This window comes from Actinoalloteichus hymeniacidonis, assembly GCF_014203365.1.
Classification (GTDB): Bacteria; Actinomycetota; Actinomycetes; order Mycobacteriales; family Pseudonocardiaceae; genus Actinoalloteichus_A; species Actinoalloteichus_A hymeniacidonis.
This window is the reverse complement of record NZ_JACHIS010000001.1, coordinates 2,646,328-2,664,602: the sequence shown is the minus strand read 5'-3', so window position 1 is coordinate 2,664,602 and position 18,275 is coordinate 2,646,328. Positions and strand designations below refer to the sequence as shown.

Below are 18,275 nucleotides of genomic sequence, written 5' to 3'. Positions count from 1 at the left end.
ACGCCGACCGCAGGGCCCGCAGCCTCACGAGGAGCCGAGAGCATGAGTGAGCGCCTTCTAGACCAATACGGCCGATTGCCTCAGGAGATTCGAGACGACCCCTACCCCTGGTACGACCGCCTACGCACCGAGGCACCGGTTCACCGGGTCACCCTTCCGCATGGGGAGGAGGCCTGGCTGATCACCCGCTACAGCGACGCGCGCGAGGCGCTCAACGATCCGAGGCTGTCCAACGATCCGGCGAACGGCAAGGCACCTGCGCCGGTGGGCTTCCGACACATGGGCAACTCCGATCCGCCCGACCACCTCCGGCTCCGACGGCTGGTGGCCAAGGTGTTCACCCCCCGCTACATCGCGACGCTGCGTCCGGTCATCGAGCAGACCGCCACCGAGCTGCTCGACTCGATCGACGATCGGTCCGAGGTCGACCTGATCTCGCAGTACGCGCATCCGCTGCCGTTGACGGTGATCTGCCAGATGCTCGGCGTCCCGAGTTCCGACCACGACGCGCTGCGGGGCTGGTTCGCCACGATGGCGGCGATCGGGGCGGCGCCCGCCGACGAGCTGGAGGCGGCGTTCGGCAGTCTCATGGCGTACTTCTCACAGCTCATCGCGGCGAAGCGTGCCGAACCGACCGGTGATCTGCTCTCCGAGTTGACGGCGGTGCGGGACGGTTCCGACTCGCTGGACGACACCGAGCTGCTCAGCATGGCGTTCGCCCTGGTCGGAGCGGGCCACGAGACGGTGACGAATCTGATCGGCAACACCGTCGTCACTTTGCTTCGCTCTCCCGCGCAGCTGCGCGAGGTCCTCGACGATCCCGCCCTGATCCGTTCGGCCGTCGAGGAGGTGCTGCGCTTCGAGTCGCCGGTGCCCTCGGCGGGCGCGCGGTACACCACGGAGCCGGTGGTGATCGGCGGCGTGGAGATCCCGGCGAACGAGCACGTGATGATCGGTCTGGGCATCGGCAACCGCGACCCGGAGCGTTTCGACGCGCCTGCGGACTTCGATCTGCACCGCAGCGACATCGCGCATCTCGCTTTCGGCCACGGCAGGCATTTCTGCATCGGGGCGCATCTCGCCCAGTTGGAGGCGGAGATCGCCGTCGCCATGCTGTTGGCCCGCCATCCCGAGACGACCCTCGCCGACCCGGACGCCCCGGTGGAGTGGCTCGATGGAGTGGCGCGGCGGGGAGTCCGCAGGCTCCCCCTCACGCTGCGCTGAGGTTCACCCCGCGCCATGCAGGCCGGTCATCCCATTGTCGTCTCGGGGTGACCGGCCTTTCCGCGTCGTTCAGCGGTACACCCGCCGGGCACGGTGGTGGATCTCGGCCACCAGTCCGGCCAGTCGTCGGGAGCGCGCCGTCGACTCGTTCGGACGGCGGTCGCCTCGGACCACATCGGCGAACTCGACGATCATGGCCCGGAACTGGTGGTCGGCGGGCAGGACGATCTCCTCGCGGTCGCCCGACCGGTCCAGCACGATGACCGGCCGATGCGTCTGGTGCGGGGTGAAGGCCCGCTCCAGATCGATCCGTCCCGTGCTGCCCGCCACGCCGTAGTGGGAGCGGTAGGAGTTCTCCAGGCCGAATCCCAGGCGGATCTGCGCACCGGTCGCGGTGGTCAGCAGCACGCTCCCCGACAGGTCGACGTCGCGCCGCCGGTCGTGCCGCAGGACCGCGCCCACGAACTCCAGGTCCGGTCCGAGGAAGTGCAGGGCGGCACCCAGCGGATACGGGCCGACGTCCAACAGCGCCCCACCGCCGAGTTCTCGGACGTGCCTGATGTCGGACTCCGGGCGCGGCGGGATGACGAAGGTGCTCTCGAAGCCGAGAACCTCCCCGATCGCGCCCTTGGCCATGAGGTCCTGCACGGCGGCGTGCTGGGAATGGCGGAGGTACATCGAGTTCTCCATGAGCACCAGTCCGCGCTCCTCGGCGAGTCGGAGCAAACGCGCGGTGGTGCCGGGATCGGTGGAGAGCGGCTTCTCCACGAGGACATGTCGGCCCGCGTGCAGTGCCTTCTCCACCCATTCCGCGTGAAGCGCGGGCGGCAGCGGGATGTACACCGCGTCGATGTCCGCCGAGTCGAGCAGTCGTTGATAGCCGGTCACGGCGAGCGCGTCGAATCTCGTCGCGAAGTCCGCGGCCTTGGCGGCGTCTCGGCTGCTCACGGCGACCAACCGGGCCTGGTCGACCTCGGCCAGCGCGGGCAGCGTGCGTCGTGCGGCGATGTCGGCGCAACCCAGCAATCCGAAACGCACGGCGTGGCCCGACGTGGTGCGGTCCATGTCTCTCCTGTCTCGTTCACACTCGTCGGGCCGGGGCCCTGGCTCGTCTCTTCAGGAGAGGCCGAGATCCCGATCGATGAAGTCGAAGATCTCCTCGTCGGTGGCCGCGTCGAGTCCGCCTGCCGGTGGCGTCGACACCGAGGCCGTCGACCGTGCCTCGATCTCCGCCGTGAGGCTGCGTAGCCGATCAGCCAGCACGGACAGCCGAGGGTCCTGAGCGGACAGGAACGGCAGTTCCTCCTGCAGTCGGTCCAGCCCACGCACCAGGTCGCCGACGTCGGCGGCATCCTCCGGGACGACCAGCTCGGCCAGCAGATACTCGGCCAGCGCGGCGGGCGTCGGATAGTCGAACACCAGCGTCGCAGGCAGGGCGAGTCCGGTGGCGGCGGCGAGCGCGTTACGCAGTTCGACCGAGGTGAGCGAGTCGAAGCCCAGGTCGGTGAACGGTCGTTGAGCGCGCACCGCGTCGGACGTCTGGTGGCCGAGCGCCGTAGCGGCCTCCCGGCGTACCAGTTCCAGCACGGCTCGGTCCCGATCCTCTGAGGACAGGGTGGGCAGGTCGGCGGCGAACGTCGCGCGTCGACCGGTCGCACCCGCGGCTGCGGGCCGCGAGGGCACCAGCCCTCGGAGGATCGCGGGGATGTCCCGCTCCCGCCCCGGATCGACCCGCGCGATCTTCAGGTGGATGGGAACGATCACCGGCCTGGCGCTGCCACAGCCGAGGTCGAACGCCGCCAGGCCGTCCTCGACCGACCAGGCCGCCGCTCCCCGATCCGTCTGTCGACGACGTTCGTCCGCAGCCAGGTTCGCGGCCATGCCGCCCGCCGTCTCGTCCCACGCGCCCCAGGCAAGGCTCGTCGCGACGAGGCCTCCTGCCCGTCGGTGCTGGGCGAGCGCGTCGAGGAAGGTATTCGCCGCGGCGTAATTGCCCTGCCCCGGCGCTCCGAGCACGCCCGCCGCCGAGGAGTAGAGCACGAACAGCGCAAGGTCGTCGGCTGCGGTCAGTTCGTGCAGGTGCCAGGCACCGTCGACCTTGGGCCGGAACACGGTCCGTACCTGCTCGGCGTTCATCGACGCGATCACGCCGTCGGCCAGCACGCCCGCCGTGTGCACGACGCCCACCAGGCGACGGTGACGTCTGATCTCGGCGAGCAGGTGAGTCAGCGCGTCCCGATCACCGACGTCGCAGGCCAGGATCGACACCGAGGCGCCCGCCTCGGTCAGCTCGGCGGTCAAGGAGTCGGCACCCGGGGCGTCGGCACCCCGTCTGCTGGTGAGCACCAGATGGCGCACACCGTGCTCGGCAACGAGATGCCGGGCCACGTCGGCACCCAGCGCCCCGGTGCCGCCGGTGATGAGCACCGCACCTGCCGGGTCGAGGTCGGGCATGCCCGGCCCGTCGTCCGTCGATCGGGCGAGCCGTGGAGCGAAGGCGCGGCCCGCCCGGACGGCGAGAGCGGGTTCGTCAGCCGCGACGACCGATGCGCGGATCGAATCCGGGTCGTCGTCGAGGTCGACGACCTCGATCCGTCCCGGATACTCGGACTGCGCGGAGCGGAGCAGCCCCCAGACTGCGGCGGCGGCCGGATCGGCCACATCGCCGTCCGCCGTCACCGAGGTCGCCCCCCTGGTGAGTACGAGCAGCCTGGTGCCGACCAGGTGGTCGGCCGCCAGCCAGTCCTGCACGGTGGCAAGCGTCGACTCGACCATCGCACCGGCCGCGGCTGCCTGCCCTTCCGAGGCTTGCGCGTGCGGTTGGAACACGACCACCGCTGGAGGCCGTGCCCCGTCGAGATCGTCGAGAGTGCCGGCGGCGAGGACTTCGACGCCTGCGGCGCGCAGCCCCGGCAGGACACCGAGGTGATCGGGGCCGAGCTGCGCCCAGTGCTGGTCCTGGTCCTGCGGCGTGGTGCGGACGACCGGAGTCCAGTCGACCTGGTACAGCGAGGACGCCACCGACCGCTCGGCGGGGGTGTACTGATCGGCGACGACCGGACGCAGCGCCAACTCGCGCACGGCGGCGACCGGGTTTCCCTCACCGTCGGCGAGCAAGAGCGACAGGCCGCCGTGAGGCAGCGCGGTGAGGCGGACCCTCAGGTGCGTGGCGCCCACCGCGTACAGCCGGACCCCCGTCCAGGAGAAGGGCAGCCGCGCCGCCGAGGACGCCGGGTCGGTGTCGTCGTCCTCGCTGGTCGTGACGAGACCTGCCGCGTGCAGCGCGGCGTCGAGTAGCGCGGGATGCAGCCCGAAGCCGTCGCCGTCGTCGGCCGTCGCCGCAGGCAGGGCCACCTCGGCGAAGACGACGTCGTCGCGCTGCCAGGCGGCACGCAACCCTCGGAAGGTCGGTCCGTACCGCAGCCCGACGAGTTCGGCCTGGTCGTAGAACCCGTCGACGGTCAGCGGCACCGCGTCGGAGGGCGGCCAGGCCGCACTTCCGAGGGACTCCGCCACACCGGCATCTGGCTCGCCGGGCACGACGGACCCGGTGGCGTGCAGGGTCCACGCGGACGACGGGTCATCCTCGCGTCGCGTGTGGACGGTGACCCGACGGGCCGGGCTGTCGGAGTACGACTCGTCTTCGATCGTCTCCGCGTCCGCCGGGTGGCCGTCGAGAGTCTGTCGGTGCAGGTGGACCCGGACGGTGAGGGCTCCGGTCGACGGCAGGAGCACCGGGGCGTGCAGCGTCAGCTCCTCGATCTCCGGGTTGGGAAGGCCGGGAAGGTCCTGTGCGGCGTGGAGCACCCAGTCGACCAGCCCGGTACCGGGGAACACCACGGCGTGGCCCACCTGATGGTCTGCGGTCCACGACTGCAGCACCGTGGAGACCCGGCCGGTGAGAACGACATCGCCGGTATCGGGCAGCTCCACTCGGGCACCGAGCACCGGGTGGCCCGCCGGGACCAACCCGAGTCCGTCGGCGTCCGCGCGGGTGCGGGTCGCGTCCAGCCAGAAACGCTCCCGTTGGAAGGCGTAGGTCGGCAACTCCACGGCCTCGACGTGCTCGGGCAGCAGCACCGTCCAGTCCACGGCATACCCCGCGACCTCCAAGGCGGCCAGTGCGGTGACGAAGGACGTCGATTCGCTCCGACCACTTCGCAGCAGAGCCAGGGTCGACACCGACCCAGCTGGACCCGGTGCCGCGCCGTCGCCGCGAACCCGGCCGCCTGTGTCGGAGTCCGCCGGGGAGTCGAGTGCATCTCTGGTCAGCGCGGTCAGCACTCCGCCGGGGCCCACCTCGATCACCGTCGTGATGTCGAGATCGCGCAGAGCGCGCGCGGCGTCGGCGTAGCGGACCGGTTCGCGGGTCTGCCGCACCCAGTAGTCGGCCGACGTCGCCGTCTCGCTGTCGAGCAGCGCTCCGGTGACGGTCGAGATCAGCGGCAGCTCCGGCGCGGTGAAGTCGACGGTGGAGAGGGTGCGTCCGAAGTCGTCGAGCAGCGGGTCCATGAGGGCGGAATGGAAGGCGTGGGACACCGACAGCGGCCGTACGCGACGCCCGAGGTCACGCCACCACTCGACGACGAGGCCGACCGCGTCGGCATCGCCGGACACCACCGTGGACACCGGGCCGTTGACGGCCGCGATGCTCACCTCGGTCGCGTCGAGGTCGGCCAGTGCGGCGCGCACCTCGTTCTCGGTGGCGGCGATCGACGCCATCGCCCCGCCCTCGGGAAGCGCCTGCATGAGCCCGGCTCGCGCGGCCACCACCCGGCACGCCTGGGGCAGCGTCCACACCCCGGCGATGAAGCCTGCGGTGACCTCGCCGAGCGAATGGCCCGCCACTGCGGCGGGCGTCACGCCGAACGAGGCCAGCAATCGGACGAGCGCGACCTCCACCGCGAACAGCGCGGGCTGTGCCAATCCGGTCGCGTCGACGGCACGGAGGATCCGCACGTCGGCTCGCTCATCGGTGGTCGACGAGCCCTCGACGGCGGGGTCCGTCTTCTCCTCGGCCCGGTCCCGCGCCGCTTCCTCGGTGGCGAAGAGTGCGCCGCGCAGGGAGAACCCAAGGAGCGGGTCCAGTTCCGCGCACACCTCGTCGAAGGCCTCCGCGAACACGGGATGGGCCTCGTACAGGTCGCGGCCCATCCCCGGATACTGCGTTCCCTGGCCCGAGAAGACCAGGCCGATCCGACCGCCGTTGCGTGCCGCGCCGAGGACCACGCCCGGCTGGTCATGCCACTCGGCCACGGCGTCCACTCCCGCGGCCAGCTCGTGGCGATCGGTTCCGAGGACCACGGCACGCTGTTCGTGACGGGCGCGCGTGGTGATCAGGGCATGAGCCACCGCAGTCGGCGAGAGGCCGGCGTCGGCCGACACCGCCGCCCGCAGTCGCAGGGCCTGCGCGCGCAGCGCGGCCTCCGACCGACCGGACAGTACCCAGGGGATGACCGGAGCGGCACCGGACGCGTTCGCTTCGCCGACTCGCCGGGTGCTTCGGTCGGCGGCCGGGGCCTGTTCGAGGATGAGGTGGGCGTTGGTCCCGCTGATCCCGAACGACGACACCGCCGCCCGACGCGGCCGGTCCACCTCGGGCCACGGCCGGGACTCGGTCAACAATTCCACCGCACCCGAGGACCAGTCCACCTCGGGACTCGGCTCGTCCACGTGCAGGGTCGACGGCAGCACCCCGTGCTCCAACGCCAACACCATCTTGATCACACCCGCGACACCCGCAGCGGCCTGGGTGTGCCCGATGTTCGACTTCACCGAACCCAGGAACACCGGATTCTCCGGCTCACGATCCCGGCCGTAGGTCGCCAACAACGCCTGTGCCTCGATCGGATCGCCGAGCGGAGTCCCGGTGCCGTGCGCCTCGACGACGTCGACGTCCGGCGAGGACACTCCTGCGTTCGCCATGGCCTGCCGGATCACCCGCTGCTGCGACGGACCGTTCGGCGCCGTGAGCCCATTGGACGCACCGTCCTGATTGACCGCCGAACCCTTCACCACCGCCAGAACACGACGACCGTTCGCCACCGCATCCGACAACCGCTGCAGGACGAGGACCCCGACGCCCTCGGAGAAACCGGTGCCGTCCGCACCCTCCGCGAACGACTTACACCGACCATCCGACGCCAGACCACCCTGCCGAGAGAACTCCACAAAACCACCCGGCGTCGACATCACCGTCACCCCACCGGCCAGGGCCATCGAGCACTCACCAGCACGCAACGACTGCGCCGCCAAATGCAACGCCACCAACGACGACGAACACGCCGTATCCACCGTCACCGCCGGACCCTCAAAACCAAACGTATAAGCAATCCGACCCGACAGGACGCTGGCCGTGCCACCGGTGCTCAGATAGCCGGCGGCGGACGGGACGTCGGCCATGAGCCGGGCGTAGTCCTGGTTGTTCGAGCCGACGAAGACGCCGACGTCCTGCCCGCGTAGAACGGTCGGATCGACGCCCGCCCGTTCGAAGGCCTCCCACGACGTCTCCAGCAGCAGCCGCTGCTGCGGGTCCATCGCGGTCGCCTCCCGAGGCGAGATTCCGAAGAAGTCCGCATCGAAGCGAGTCACGTCGTCGACGAAACCGCCCGCCCGGGCGTAGGTAGTCTCGGAGGACTCCCGCCCTAGTGCGCGCAGACCGGCCACATCCCAGCCTCGATCGTCCGGGAAGTCGGTGATGGCGTCGCCGTCGCGGGACAGCAGGTCCCAGAAGTCGGCAGGCGAATGCACCGCGCCGGGGAATCGACAGCCGAGTGCCACGATGGCGATCGGATCGTCGCCGACGTCGGCACCCACGCGAACCACGGCCTCCGGCCGGGCTCCGACGAGGAGTTGTCGCAGGTGCTCCGCCAGGGCGGTGACCGTGGGATGGTCGAAGACCACCGTGGCGGGCAGGCTCAGCCCGGTGATCAGGCCCAGCTGATTGCGGAACTCGACGGCGGTGAGCGAGTCGAACCCCAGTTCCCGGAAGGCACGATCCGCCTCCACCTCCGAGGACGAGGCGTGTCCGAGGACGGCGGCGGCCTTCGCGGCGATCAGCTCCGCCAGCAGCCGACGCTGCTCTGGCTCGGTCTTGTCGGCCAAACGCCCGGCGAGGCCCGCGCCCGATGCGTCCGATCCGCTCGACCGTTCCCGGTCGGCCTCCTGCCTGCGACGGGTCTCGGGTAGCTCGCGCAGCAGCGGATGCGGCCGCGCCGCGTCGTAGCCGCGAGCCATCGTGTCCCAGCGCATGTCCGCCACCGCGAGGCAGGTCTCGTCGGCGTCGAGCGCCTGCGCGAGTGCGGTCAAGGCCGTCTCGGGCGGCATGTCCGCCGTGCCACGACGACGCAGCACGTCCTCGATGTCCTCCGCGGCGATGCCGCCGCCCGCCCAGTGTCCCCAGGCGATGGAGGTCGCAGTGCGACCGCGATCCCGCCGCTGTCGGGCGAGAGCGTCCAGGAACGCGTTTCCGGGTGCGTAGGCCGCCTGACCGGGGATGCCGACCGATCCCGCCAACGAGGAGAAGAGCACGAAGGCACTCAGATCGTGCTCCTCGGTCAGCTCATCGAGGTTCCTCGCGCCCTGCACCTTGGCCCGCATCGCATTGTCGAGCTGCTCGACGGTCAGTGAGTCGACGACGGCGTCATCGAGCATGGCCGCGGTGTGGACGATGGCCGTCAGGGGCGTGGCGGCCGGGATGTCCGCCAGGACCCGGGCCAGCGCGTCTCGATCGGCTACGTCGCACGCCGCGACGGTCACCGGGACTCCGACGGCGGCGAGTTCCCGTTCCAACTCGCGCGCACCCGGCGCGTCGAGCCCTCGCCTACTGGTGAGCACCAGATGCTCGGCGCCCCGTTCCGCCAACCAGCGCGCAACCCTGGCGCCGAGCGCTCCGGTGCCTCCGGTCACCAGCACCGTGCCGCTCGGCGTCCAGCCGTCGGCTTCCTGCCTTGGATCGGCCGTGGTGCCGCCTGCCCGCGCGGCGGGCTCGGCATGGACGAGGCGTCGACCGAAGACGCCCGACGGCCGGATCGCCGCCTCGTCCTCGTCGTCGAGTCCGGCCAGGACCGCGCACAGTCGAGCGCCCGCCCGGTCGTCGAGCACCTCGGGTAGATCGACGAGGCCGCCCCAGCTGGTCGGATGCTCGGCGGCAACGACCCGACCGAGTCCCCAGACCTGCGCCTGCTCCGGGACGAGCATCTCTCGACTGCCCTCGACGTGCACTGCGCCTCGGGTGAGACACCACAGCGGCGAGGCGACTCCGAGATCACTCAATGCCTGGGCCAGGACTAGGGTGCCCGCGACTCCCGAGGGCACCACCGTATGAGCCGGGTGCGTCGCAGCGTCCATGCCGAGCAGCGAGATCACCCCGACCGCCTCGTCACCGATGAACGGGGCGAGTCGGTCGGCGAGACCGCTGCGGTCGGTGGTCGGCGGGACCTCGATGCCGATCGGTTCGGCACCCGCCCCGCGCAGCGCGGCGTGCAGCCACTCTCGCAGGTCGGAATCGTCACCGGTGACGGGCTCCATGATGAGCCAGCGCCCGGCCAAGCCCGTCCGGGCGGGCGTGGTCAGCCGCCGCCACGAGATCCGGTAGCGCCACGAGTCCACGATGTCCTGGGTGTGTCTACGCCGCCGCCAGGCGGCGAGCGCGGGGACGACCACGCTCAACGGAGTCTCCGCTGTGACGGAGAGGCTGGCGGCGAGCGCCGGGACGTCCTGGTCCTCGATGCTGTTCCAGAAGGTCGTGTCGAGCCGGTCGCCTGCAGGCTCGGTGGCCGTGATCTGCGGGTCGAGCCAATGTCGGGTTCGTTGGAAGGCGTAGGTGGGCAGGTCGGCGGCCGGGCCGGACCGGGGTGCGGGCAGGAGCGCGGGCCAGTGCAGCGGCACCCCGGCGGTCCACAGCGCGGCCGCCGCCTCCGCCAGTACGCGCGGACCATCGTGGTCGCGCCGCAGGCTGCCTACCACCAGCGATCCCCCGGAGCCACCGCTCAGCTCGGCGGTGATCTCCGAGGACTCGGCGGCGGCACCACGCGCGCCGTGCTGAGCATCCGGGTTGGGAACGAGTCGTTCCACGGCGTGCACGGTGGGCCAGGTCAGGACGGGGTGGGGGCTGACCTCCAGGAACCGGCGGAACCCCTGCCGCACCGCCGACTCCACGGCCTGGTCGTAGCGAACGGCCTCCGCCAGATTCCGATACCAGTACTCCGCATCGAGATCAGCGGAGACGATCGGTTCGCCCGTCACCGAGGAGACCATCGGCACCGTGCCGGGCCGGGTCTCCACCACACCCGCCACCGCAAGCCACTCCTGTCGAATCGCCGCCACCTGCGGCGAATGCGATGCGTAGTCCACCGGCAACCACCGGACCCGCACCCCGCGCTCGACACACCCCCCAGCCACCGATTCCAACACCGACCGATCGCCCGACAACACCACCTGGCCAGGCCCGTTCACCACACCCACGGACACCCGAGCACCCACGGCGTCGACGGCATCGGACGTCAGGTCGGCGTCGGACATCGGGTCGGCGTCGGTGTCGGTGTCGCCGACGGGACCCTGATCGCGGGGGGTTCGCTCGTCGGCGTCCGCCGCCCAGCGGCGCACCTCGTCGATGCTCGCCTCGACGGCCAGCATCCCGCCGCGTCCGGACAGCCTTCGCGCGATGAGTCGGGAGCGGCCGGCCACCAGGCGGGCGCCCTCGGCGATGGAGAGCAGGCCGGCCACGGTCGCGGCGGCGATCTCCCCCTGGGAATGGCCCACCACGACACTCGGGGCGACGCCTCGTGCCCGCCACACGGCGGCCAGCGCAACCATCACCGCCCAGAGCAGCGGCTGCACGACATCGACTCTGGCCGACAGCGCGTCGTCGCCACCGCGCAGCACCTCGGTCACGGAGAAGTCCACCCACGGCGCCAATGCCGATTCGCATTCGGCCAGCGTCTCGGCGAACACCTCGTCGGTCAGCAGGTCGGCGGCCATGCCGGTCCACTGCGACCCCTGGCCCGGGAACACCCACGCGGTGCCGAGCGAACCCGCGTCGCCCGCTCGGCCGACGACGACGCCCGCCGCGTCTCGTCCTTCCGCCAACGCCGCCAGCCCGGCGGACAACTCGGCGCGGTCGGTACCGAGGACGACGGCGCGATGGTCCAATTCGGACCTGCTGCTCGTGAGGGCATGGGCGAGCGCGGCGAGTGACGCGTCGGGGGTCGATTCGACGTGGCGGGCCAGCCGAGCAGCCTGGTCGCGCAGTGCCTCGGCGGAGCGGCCCGAGAGGACCCAGGAGATCAGCGGGGCATCGCTCTGCGGCTCGTCGTCGGTCTCCGGGGCGTTGTCCAGGGCGGGTGGCTGCTCCAGGATGACGTGGGCGTTGGTCCCGCTGATCCCGAACGACGACACCGCAGCACGACGCGGACGACCCACCTCCGGCCACGACCGCGACTCGGTCAACAACTCCACCGCACCCGCAGACCAATCCACCTGGGGCGTGGGCTCCTCGGCATGCAACGTCCTCGGCAACACGCCATGACGCATCGCCTCGACCATCTTGATCACACCCGCGACACCCGCAGCGGCCTGGGTGTGCCCGATGTTCGACTTCACCGAACCCAGGAACAACGGCTTGTCCTCGGAACGACCGTGCCCATAGGTCGCCAACAGAGCCTGCGCCTCGATCGGATCGCCCAACCGAGTCCCGGTGCCATGCGCCTCCACCACATCGATGTCCCGAGGGGACAAACCCGCATTCGCCAACGCCTGCCGAATCACCCGCTGCTGCGACGGACCATTCGGCGCCGTCAACCCATTCGACGCACCATCCTGATTGACCGCCGAACCCTTGAGGACCGCCAACACCCGACGACGGTTACGCACCGCATCGGACAACCGCTCCAACACCACCAGCCCGACGCCCTCGGAGAAGCCGGTGCCGTCCGCACCCTCCGCGAACGACTTACACCGACCATCCGACGCCAGACCACCCTGCCGAGAGAACTCCACAAAACCACCCGGCGTCGACATCACCGTCACCCCACCGGCCAGGGCCATCGAGCACTCACCAGCACGCAACGACTGCGCCGCCAAATGCAACGCCACCAACGACGACGAACACGCCGTATCCACCGTCACCGCCGGACCCTCAAAACCAAACGTATAAGCAATCCGACCCGACGCGACGCTGTTGGATCCGCCGGTGCTGAGATAGCCCTCGGCGCCGTCGGGGACCACCGTGAGCCTGCTCAGGTAGTCGCTGTACATCACGCCCGCGAAGACCCCCGTCGGACTCCCCTTCACCGACGACGGCGCAATACCCGCCCGCTCCAACGCCTCCCACGACGCCTCCAACAACAACCGCTGCTGCGGATCCATCGCCACCGCCTCACGCGGCGAAATCCCAAACAAACCCGCATCGAACTCCGCCACGTCATGCAGGAATCCACCCGCGCGAGCGGCCGACCCGGTGGCGGAGTCGAACAGGGCTTCCAGATTCCAGTCGCGGTCCGATGGGAAGCCGCCGATCGCGTCGCCGCCCTCGGCGAGCAGCGCCCACAGGTCTTCCGGGGAGCCGACGCCGCCGGGATAACGACAGGCCATGCCGACGATCGCCACGTCGTCGCCGTCCAGCGCGGCCGTCGGGGCGACGACCTGTCGCGGCTCCTCGGATCCGACCGCCTGGGTCAGCAGGAACTCCGTCAGCGCCAGCGGGGTCGGGTAGTCGAAGACCAACGATGCGGGAAGCCGCAGACCGACGACCGAGGTGAGCCGGTTGCGCAGCTGCACCGAGGTGAGCGAGTCGAAGCCCAGTTCCTTGAAGGCACGGTCGGGGGCCACGGTCGCCGCCGACTCGTGTCCGAGAACTGCGGCGATCTCGGTCCGCACCAGACCGAGTAGGAACACGACCTGTTCGTCCCGGGGCAGGCCGATCAACCTGCGGCGCAGGTCTTCGACGTCGGCGACGCCCGTCTCGGCGGTCCGCCGACGCGGGCCGCGCACCAGGCCACGCAGCACGACAGGGACGCCGCCCTCGTGGCGGCCGTCCGCGCCTGCGGCGGTGTCCAAGCGCATGGGCACGAGCACCGGGGACGCATCGGCCACGCAGGCGTCGAACAGGGCCATGCCCTGGGCCTCGGTGAGTCCGGTGACGCCTGCGCGGGTGATGGGGGCGAAACCGTCCCGGCTCGCCGAGGCCGTCGACTCGCTGACCTGTGCCCACAGGCCCCAAGCCATCGATCGTGCGGTGTGGCCGCGCGCCTGCCGGTACGCGGCGAGGCCGTCGAGGAAGGTGTTCGCCGCCGCATAACCGGCCTGCCCGGCGTTGCCGACGATGCCGGATGCGGAGGAGAAGAGCAGGAAGGCACGCAGCGGCAGATCGGTGGTCAGCTCGTGCAGGTTCCAGGCGGCATCGACCTTGGGCCGCAGCACGGCGGGCAAGCGATCGGCCTCCAGGTCGGTGATCATCCCGTCGTCCACTGCGCCCGCCGTGTGCACGATGGCCGTCAGCGGCTGATCGGGATCGACTCCGGCGAGAAGGTCGGCGAGCGCGCCACGGTCGGCCACGTCGCAGGCGGCGACGGCCACGGTCGCACCCTCGGCCCGCAGTTCGGCGGCCAACTCCGCCGCGCCGGGGGCCTCGGGTCCACGCCGACTCGCGAGCAGCAGATGCCGGACCCCGTGGTCTCGCGCGAGGTGCCGCGCGACCATCCCGCCGATCATGCCCGTGCCACCGGTGACCAGCACGGTGCCGTCCGGACCCCACGTCGCGTCGCGGTCCGGCTCGGCCGTTCGGGCGGCGCGGGCCAGTCTCGGCACCAGTAGGGCTCCGTCGCGCACGGCGACCTGGGCCTCGTCCCCGTCGAGGGCGACGCGCACCACGGCATCGAGCTCGGCGGGCGAGGCGTCGTCGCGATCAGCGTCGATGAGCAGGAGCCGTCCGGGGTGCTCGGTCTGCGCCGAACGCAGCAGTCCCCACACAGCGGCGCCCGCCAAGTCGGCGACGTCCTCGCCCGGCAGCGCCGCGACGGCGCCCCGGGTGATCACGACGAGTCGTGCCGCTTCCGGCCGATCGCCGGCCAGCCAACCCCGCACCGCATCGAGCACGATCGTCACGGCTGTGTACACGGCCGACGGCACCGTCTCGTCCGACGCCGCTGCCGACTCCACGGATCCGCCCGCACCGACCGGGAGCGGGCAGAACAGGAACACCGACTCGGCCTCGCACTCGGCGAAGGTCGGATCGGGCAGGACGGGGACGTCTCCGACCCAGCGCGCAGGCACGGCGCCCGTCTCCAGCACGGCGAGCCGCCGCGAGTGATCCACGGTCGGCCCCGATCGGACCATCGGCGTCCAGTCGAGCCGGAACAGCGATTCTCCTGCGACGCGCGCGGCGGGATCGGCGATAGTCGCCCCGGCAGGACGGAAGACGAGACGGTCGACCGTGATCACCGGCCGACCGGCGGCGTCGGTCGCCAGCAGGGTCGTGGCGTCCTGGCCGGCGGGCGTGAGTCGGACGCGGAGCCGGTCGGCTCCCGAGGCGTGCAGGCCGACCCCGTCCCACGAGAAGGGCAGCAGCACCGGTCCCGATCCCTCGGGCGAGGCCGCCGCACCCGAGGCCTGTAGGGCCGCGTCCAGCAACGCCGGATGCAGGCCGTACCGGTCTGCCTCGCTCCGCACCGATTCCGGCAGACTCACCTCGGCGAACACCTCATCGCCGCGTCGCCAGACCGCGTCCAGACCTCGGAAGGCTGCGCCGTAGGGCAGTCCCGCCTCGGCGGCCCGGCGGTAGAAGTCGTCGAGCGGCACCGTGCGGGCACCGTTCGGGGGCCATTCCGCGGGTCCCGCGACACCGTCCTCTGTCGACGGCGCCAGAACCCCGACGGCGTGGCGGGTCCAGACCGCTTCGACCGAGCCGTCGGAGGCGGAGGACACGGTGACCGACCGACCGCCTGCCGCGTCGGCCGCGCCGATGACGACCCGCACGGCCACACCGCCCCGCTCGGGCAGCACCAACGGCGCTTCGAGCGTCAGCTCGACGATCCGGCCGCACCCGACCTCGTCGCCTGCGCGCACGGCGAGTTCGATGAAGCCGGTGCCGGGCAGCAGCGCCGCCTCACCGATCCGATGGTCGCCCAGCCACGGCAGGGTCTCGGCCGAGATCCGCCCCGACACCACCACTCCGTCGGTGTCGGCCATGGAGAGCACCGCCCCGACGAAGGGGTGATCGACGGCGGCGAGACCCACCGAGGTGACATCGCCACCTCGGACGCCCGTGATGTCCACCCAGTGCCGTCGCCGCTGGAAGGCGTACGTGGGCAACTCGACCCGCGAGGCCGACCGGCCCGCGAAGACGGCCGACCAGTCGGGTGTGGCTCCGTGCACCCAGGCCTCGGCAAGCGCTCGCACGAATCGGTCCGGCCCGCCCGCGTCGCGGCGCAGCGTGCCGACGGCCGCACCGCCGCCGCCGGAGGACTCGAAGGTCTCCTGCATCGAGGAGGGCAGCACGGGATGGGGACTGACCTCGACGAAGAGGTCGTGTCCGTCATGGCGCAGGGCCTGCACTGCATCGTCGAAGCGGACGGTCTGCCGCAGATTGCGGAACCAGTAGTCGCCGGTCAGCTCCCCGGTGTCCAGCGGGCCGCCGGTCACCGTCGAGTAGAAGGGCACGCCTGCCGAGATCGGCTGGATCGAGGCGAAGTCCGAGGACAGCCGCGTCCGCAGGACCTCCACCTGCGGCGAGTGGCTGGCGATGTCCACACCGGGCACCCGTCGGGCCCGTACGCCCTTCTCCTCGCAGCCGGCCAGGAACTTCTCGCACACCACGGGCTCGCCCACCACGACGCAGGACCGAGGGCTGTTCACCGCGGCGACGGCCAGTTCGTGGCCCGCCTCGCGCACCAGCTCGCGCACCTCGTCGACGGGGAGCAGCACGGAGACCATGCCGCCCTGTCCGGCGGCCTGCAACCACTCCCGGCTGCGCACCGCGACGATCCGGGCCGCCTCGGCGAGCGTGAGTCCGCCCGCGAAGAACGCGGCGGCGATCTCCCCCTGGGAATGGCCGACGACCGCGTCGGGATCGATGCCGTGCGAACGCCACAACTCGGCCAGCGACACCATCATGGCGAAGAGCACCGGCTGTTGGACGTCGACACGGTCGAACGGCGCATCGGACGTGCCCTGCAGGACATCGAGCAGGGACCAGTCGACGTGCCGCTCGATCTCTGTTGCACAGCGGGCGATGGACTCGGCGAACACCGGTGAGGTCGCCAGCAGTTCACGGGCCATCGCGGGCCACTGCGAACCCTGTCCGGGGAACACGAACACCGTCTTGCCGTCCTGCGCGGAGCCGGTGACGAGGTCCCGATCACCCGTTCCCTCGGCCAACGCCGTCAGGCCGCGCACCAGGTCGGCCCGGTCGGCGCCGATCACGGCGGCTCGATGTTCCAGCGCCGACCTGGTGGTGGCCAGCGACAGACCGATGTCGGCGATCGAGACCTCTGGGTCGGCGAGGACCCGATCGCGCAGCCGCCGCGCCTGCTCGCGGAGTGCGTCGGCGGTGCGGGCGGAGAGCACCCACGGGACCGGGACGTCGGGCGGGAGTACGGCGGAAGTCGCAGCGCGGTCGGCGGCGGGCTCCGCCTGTGGTCCGGATTCGGAATCGACGTCGGTGTCGGGCCGGTTCGGATCGGGGGCCTGTTCCAGGATCAGGTGGGCGTTGGTGCCGCTGATTCCGAAGGCGGACACGGCGCCGCGTCGGGGTCGCCCTGCGTCCGGCCATGCCCGCGCCTCGGTCAACAGCTGGACCGCTCCCGACGACCAGTCCACGTGACCGGTCGGTTCGTCGACGTGCAGGGTGCGGGGCAGTCGACCGTGTCGCAACGCCGCCACCATCTTGATCACTCCCGCCACACCGGCGGCGGCCTGGGCGTGACCGATGTTCGACTTCACCGAGCCGAGGTACAACGGGGTCTGCGGGCGGTCCTGCCCGTAGGTCGCCAGCAGCGCCTGCGCCTCGATCGGGTCGCCCAGAGTGGTGCCCGTGCCGTGTGCCTCCACCGCGTCGACATCAGCGACGGTCAGTCTGGCGTCGGCCAGTGCCTGTCGGATGACACGCTGCTGGGCGGGACCGTTGGGCGCGGAGAGTCCGTTGCTGGCCCCATCCTGGTTGACTGCGCTGCCCCGGATCACGGCGAGTACCGGGTGCCCGTGTCGCCGTGCCGTCGAGAGTCGGGTGACGAGCAGGACGCCGACGCCCTCGGAGAAGCCGGTGCCATCCGCCGCGTCGGCGAAGGCCTTGCACCGGCCGTCGGTCGCCAGGCCGCGCTGCCGGGACATCTCCACGAACGGTCCCGGGGTGGACATCACCGTGACACCGCCCGCCAAGGCCAGTGAACAGTTCCCCTGCCGGACGGCCTGCACGGCGAGGTGCAGCGCGACCAGGGAGGACGAGCACGCGGTGTCCACTGTCACCGCCGGGCCCTGCAGACCGAAGGTGTAGGCGAGTCGGCCGGACAGGACACTGGCGGCGTTGCCCGTCAGTACGTAGCCCTCGGCGTTCTCCCGCGCCTGCGCGAGAAGTTGCGAGTAGTCCTGGCCGGTGGTGCCGATGTAGACGCCGACGTCCGCGCCCCGCCGGGACGCCACGTCGATGCCAGCACGTTCGAACGCCTCCCAGGAGGTCTCCAGCAGGAGTCGCTGCTGCGGGTCCATGGCGACGGCCTCGCGGGGCGAGATGCCGAAGAACTCCGCGTCGAACTCCCCGACGTCGTCGAGGAAGGCGCCCTGCCGCGTGTAGGAGCTGCCCGGCCGGTCCGGGTCGGAGTCGAACAGTCCCTCCAGATCCCAACCTCGGTCGGTGGGGAAGTCGGCGACCGCATCGCCGTCCTGGTCGACGAGCCGCCACAGATCCTCGGGTGACCGCACCCCGCCGGGGAGTCGACACGCCATTCCGATGATCACGATCGGCTCGGTCGCCTCGGCGGAGAGCCGCTGATTCCGGGTGCGAAGGCGCTGATTCTCCAGCAGCGAGGACCGCAGTGCCTCGACCACGTCGCGGGCGG

General features: G+C 71.2%; 3 protein-coding genes. 1 reads left to right on the top strand and 2 read right to left on the bottom strand.

The genetic code is table 11. The features are described 5' to 3' along the window. The first annotated feature begins 42 nt into the window (after positions 1-42). Positions 43-1,224: a cytochrome P450 family protein gene (locus BKA25_RS11315; RefSeq protein ID WP_069850006.1), complete on the top strand. Its 1,182-nt coding sequence runs from the start codon at positions 43-45 to the stop codon at positions 1,222-1,224. A 69-nt stretch (positions 1,225-1,293) separates the two neighbouring features. On the opposite strand, the gene BKA25_RS11310 is transcribed toward BKA25_RS11315, so the two are convergent. Together BKA25_RS11310 and BKA25_RS27735 are read right to left on the bottom strand one after the other, a co-directional pair. Further along, entirely contained in the window at positions 1,294-2,289 is a 996-nt protein-coding gene (locus BKA25_RS11310; RefSeq protein ID WP_069850008.1) for a Gfo/Idh/MocA family protein, read from the bottom strand. 51 nt (positions 2,290-2,340) lie between these two features. Further along, positions 2,341-18,264, bottom strand: coding sequence for an SDR family NAD(P)-dependent oxidoreductase (locus BKA25_RS27735; RefSeq protein ID WP_446323466.1), 15,924 nt, complete (start codon positions 18,262-18,264; stop codon positions 2,341-2,343). Between the last annotated feature and the right edge of the window lie 11 nt (positions 18,265-18,275).

Coding starts and splice junctions, on each gene's coding strand:
- BKA25_RS11315 (WP_069850006.1), top strand. CDS start 43: ATGAGTGAGCGCCTTCTAGACCAATACGGCCGATTGCCTCAGGAGATT.
- BKA25_RS11310 (WP_069850008.1), bottom strand. CDS start 2,289: ATGGACCGCACCACGTCGGGCCACGCCGTGCGTTTCGGATTGCTGGGT.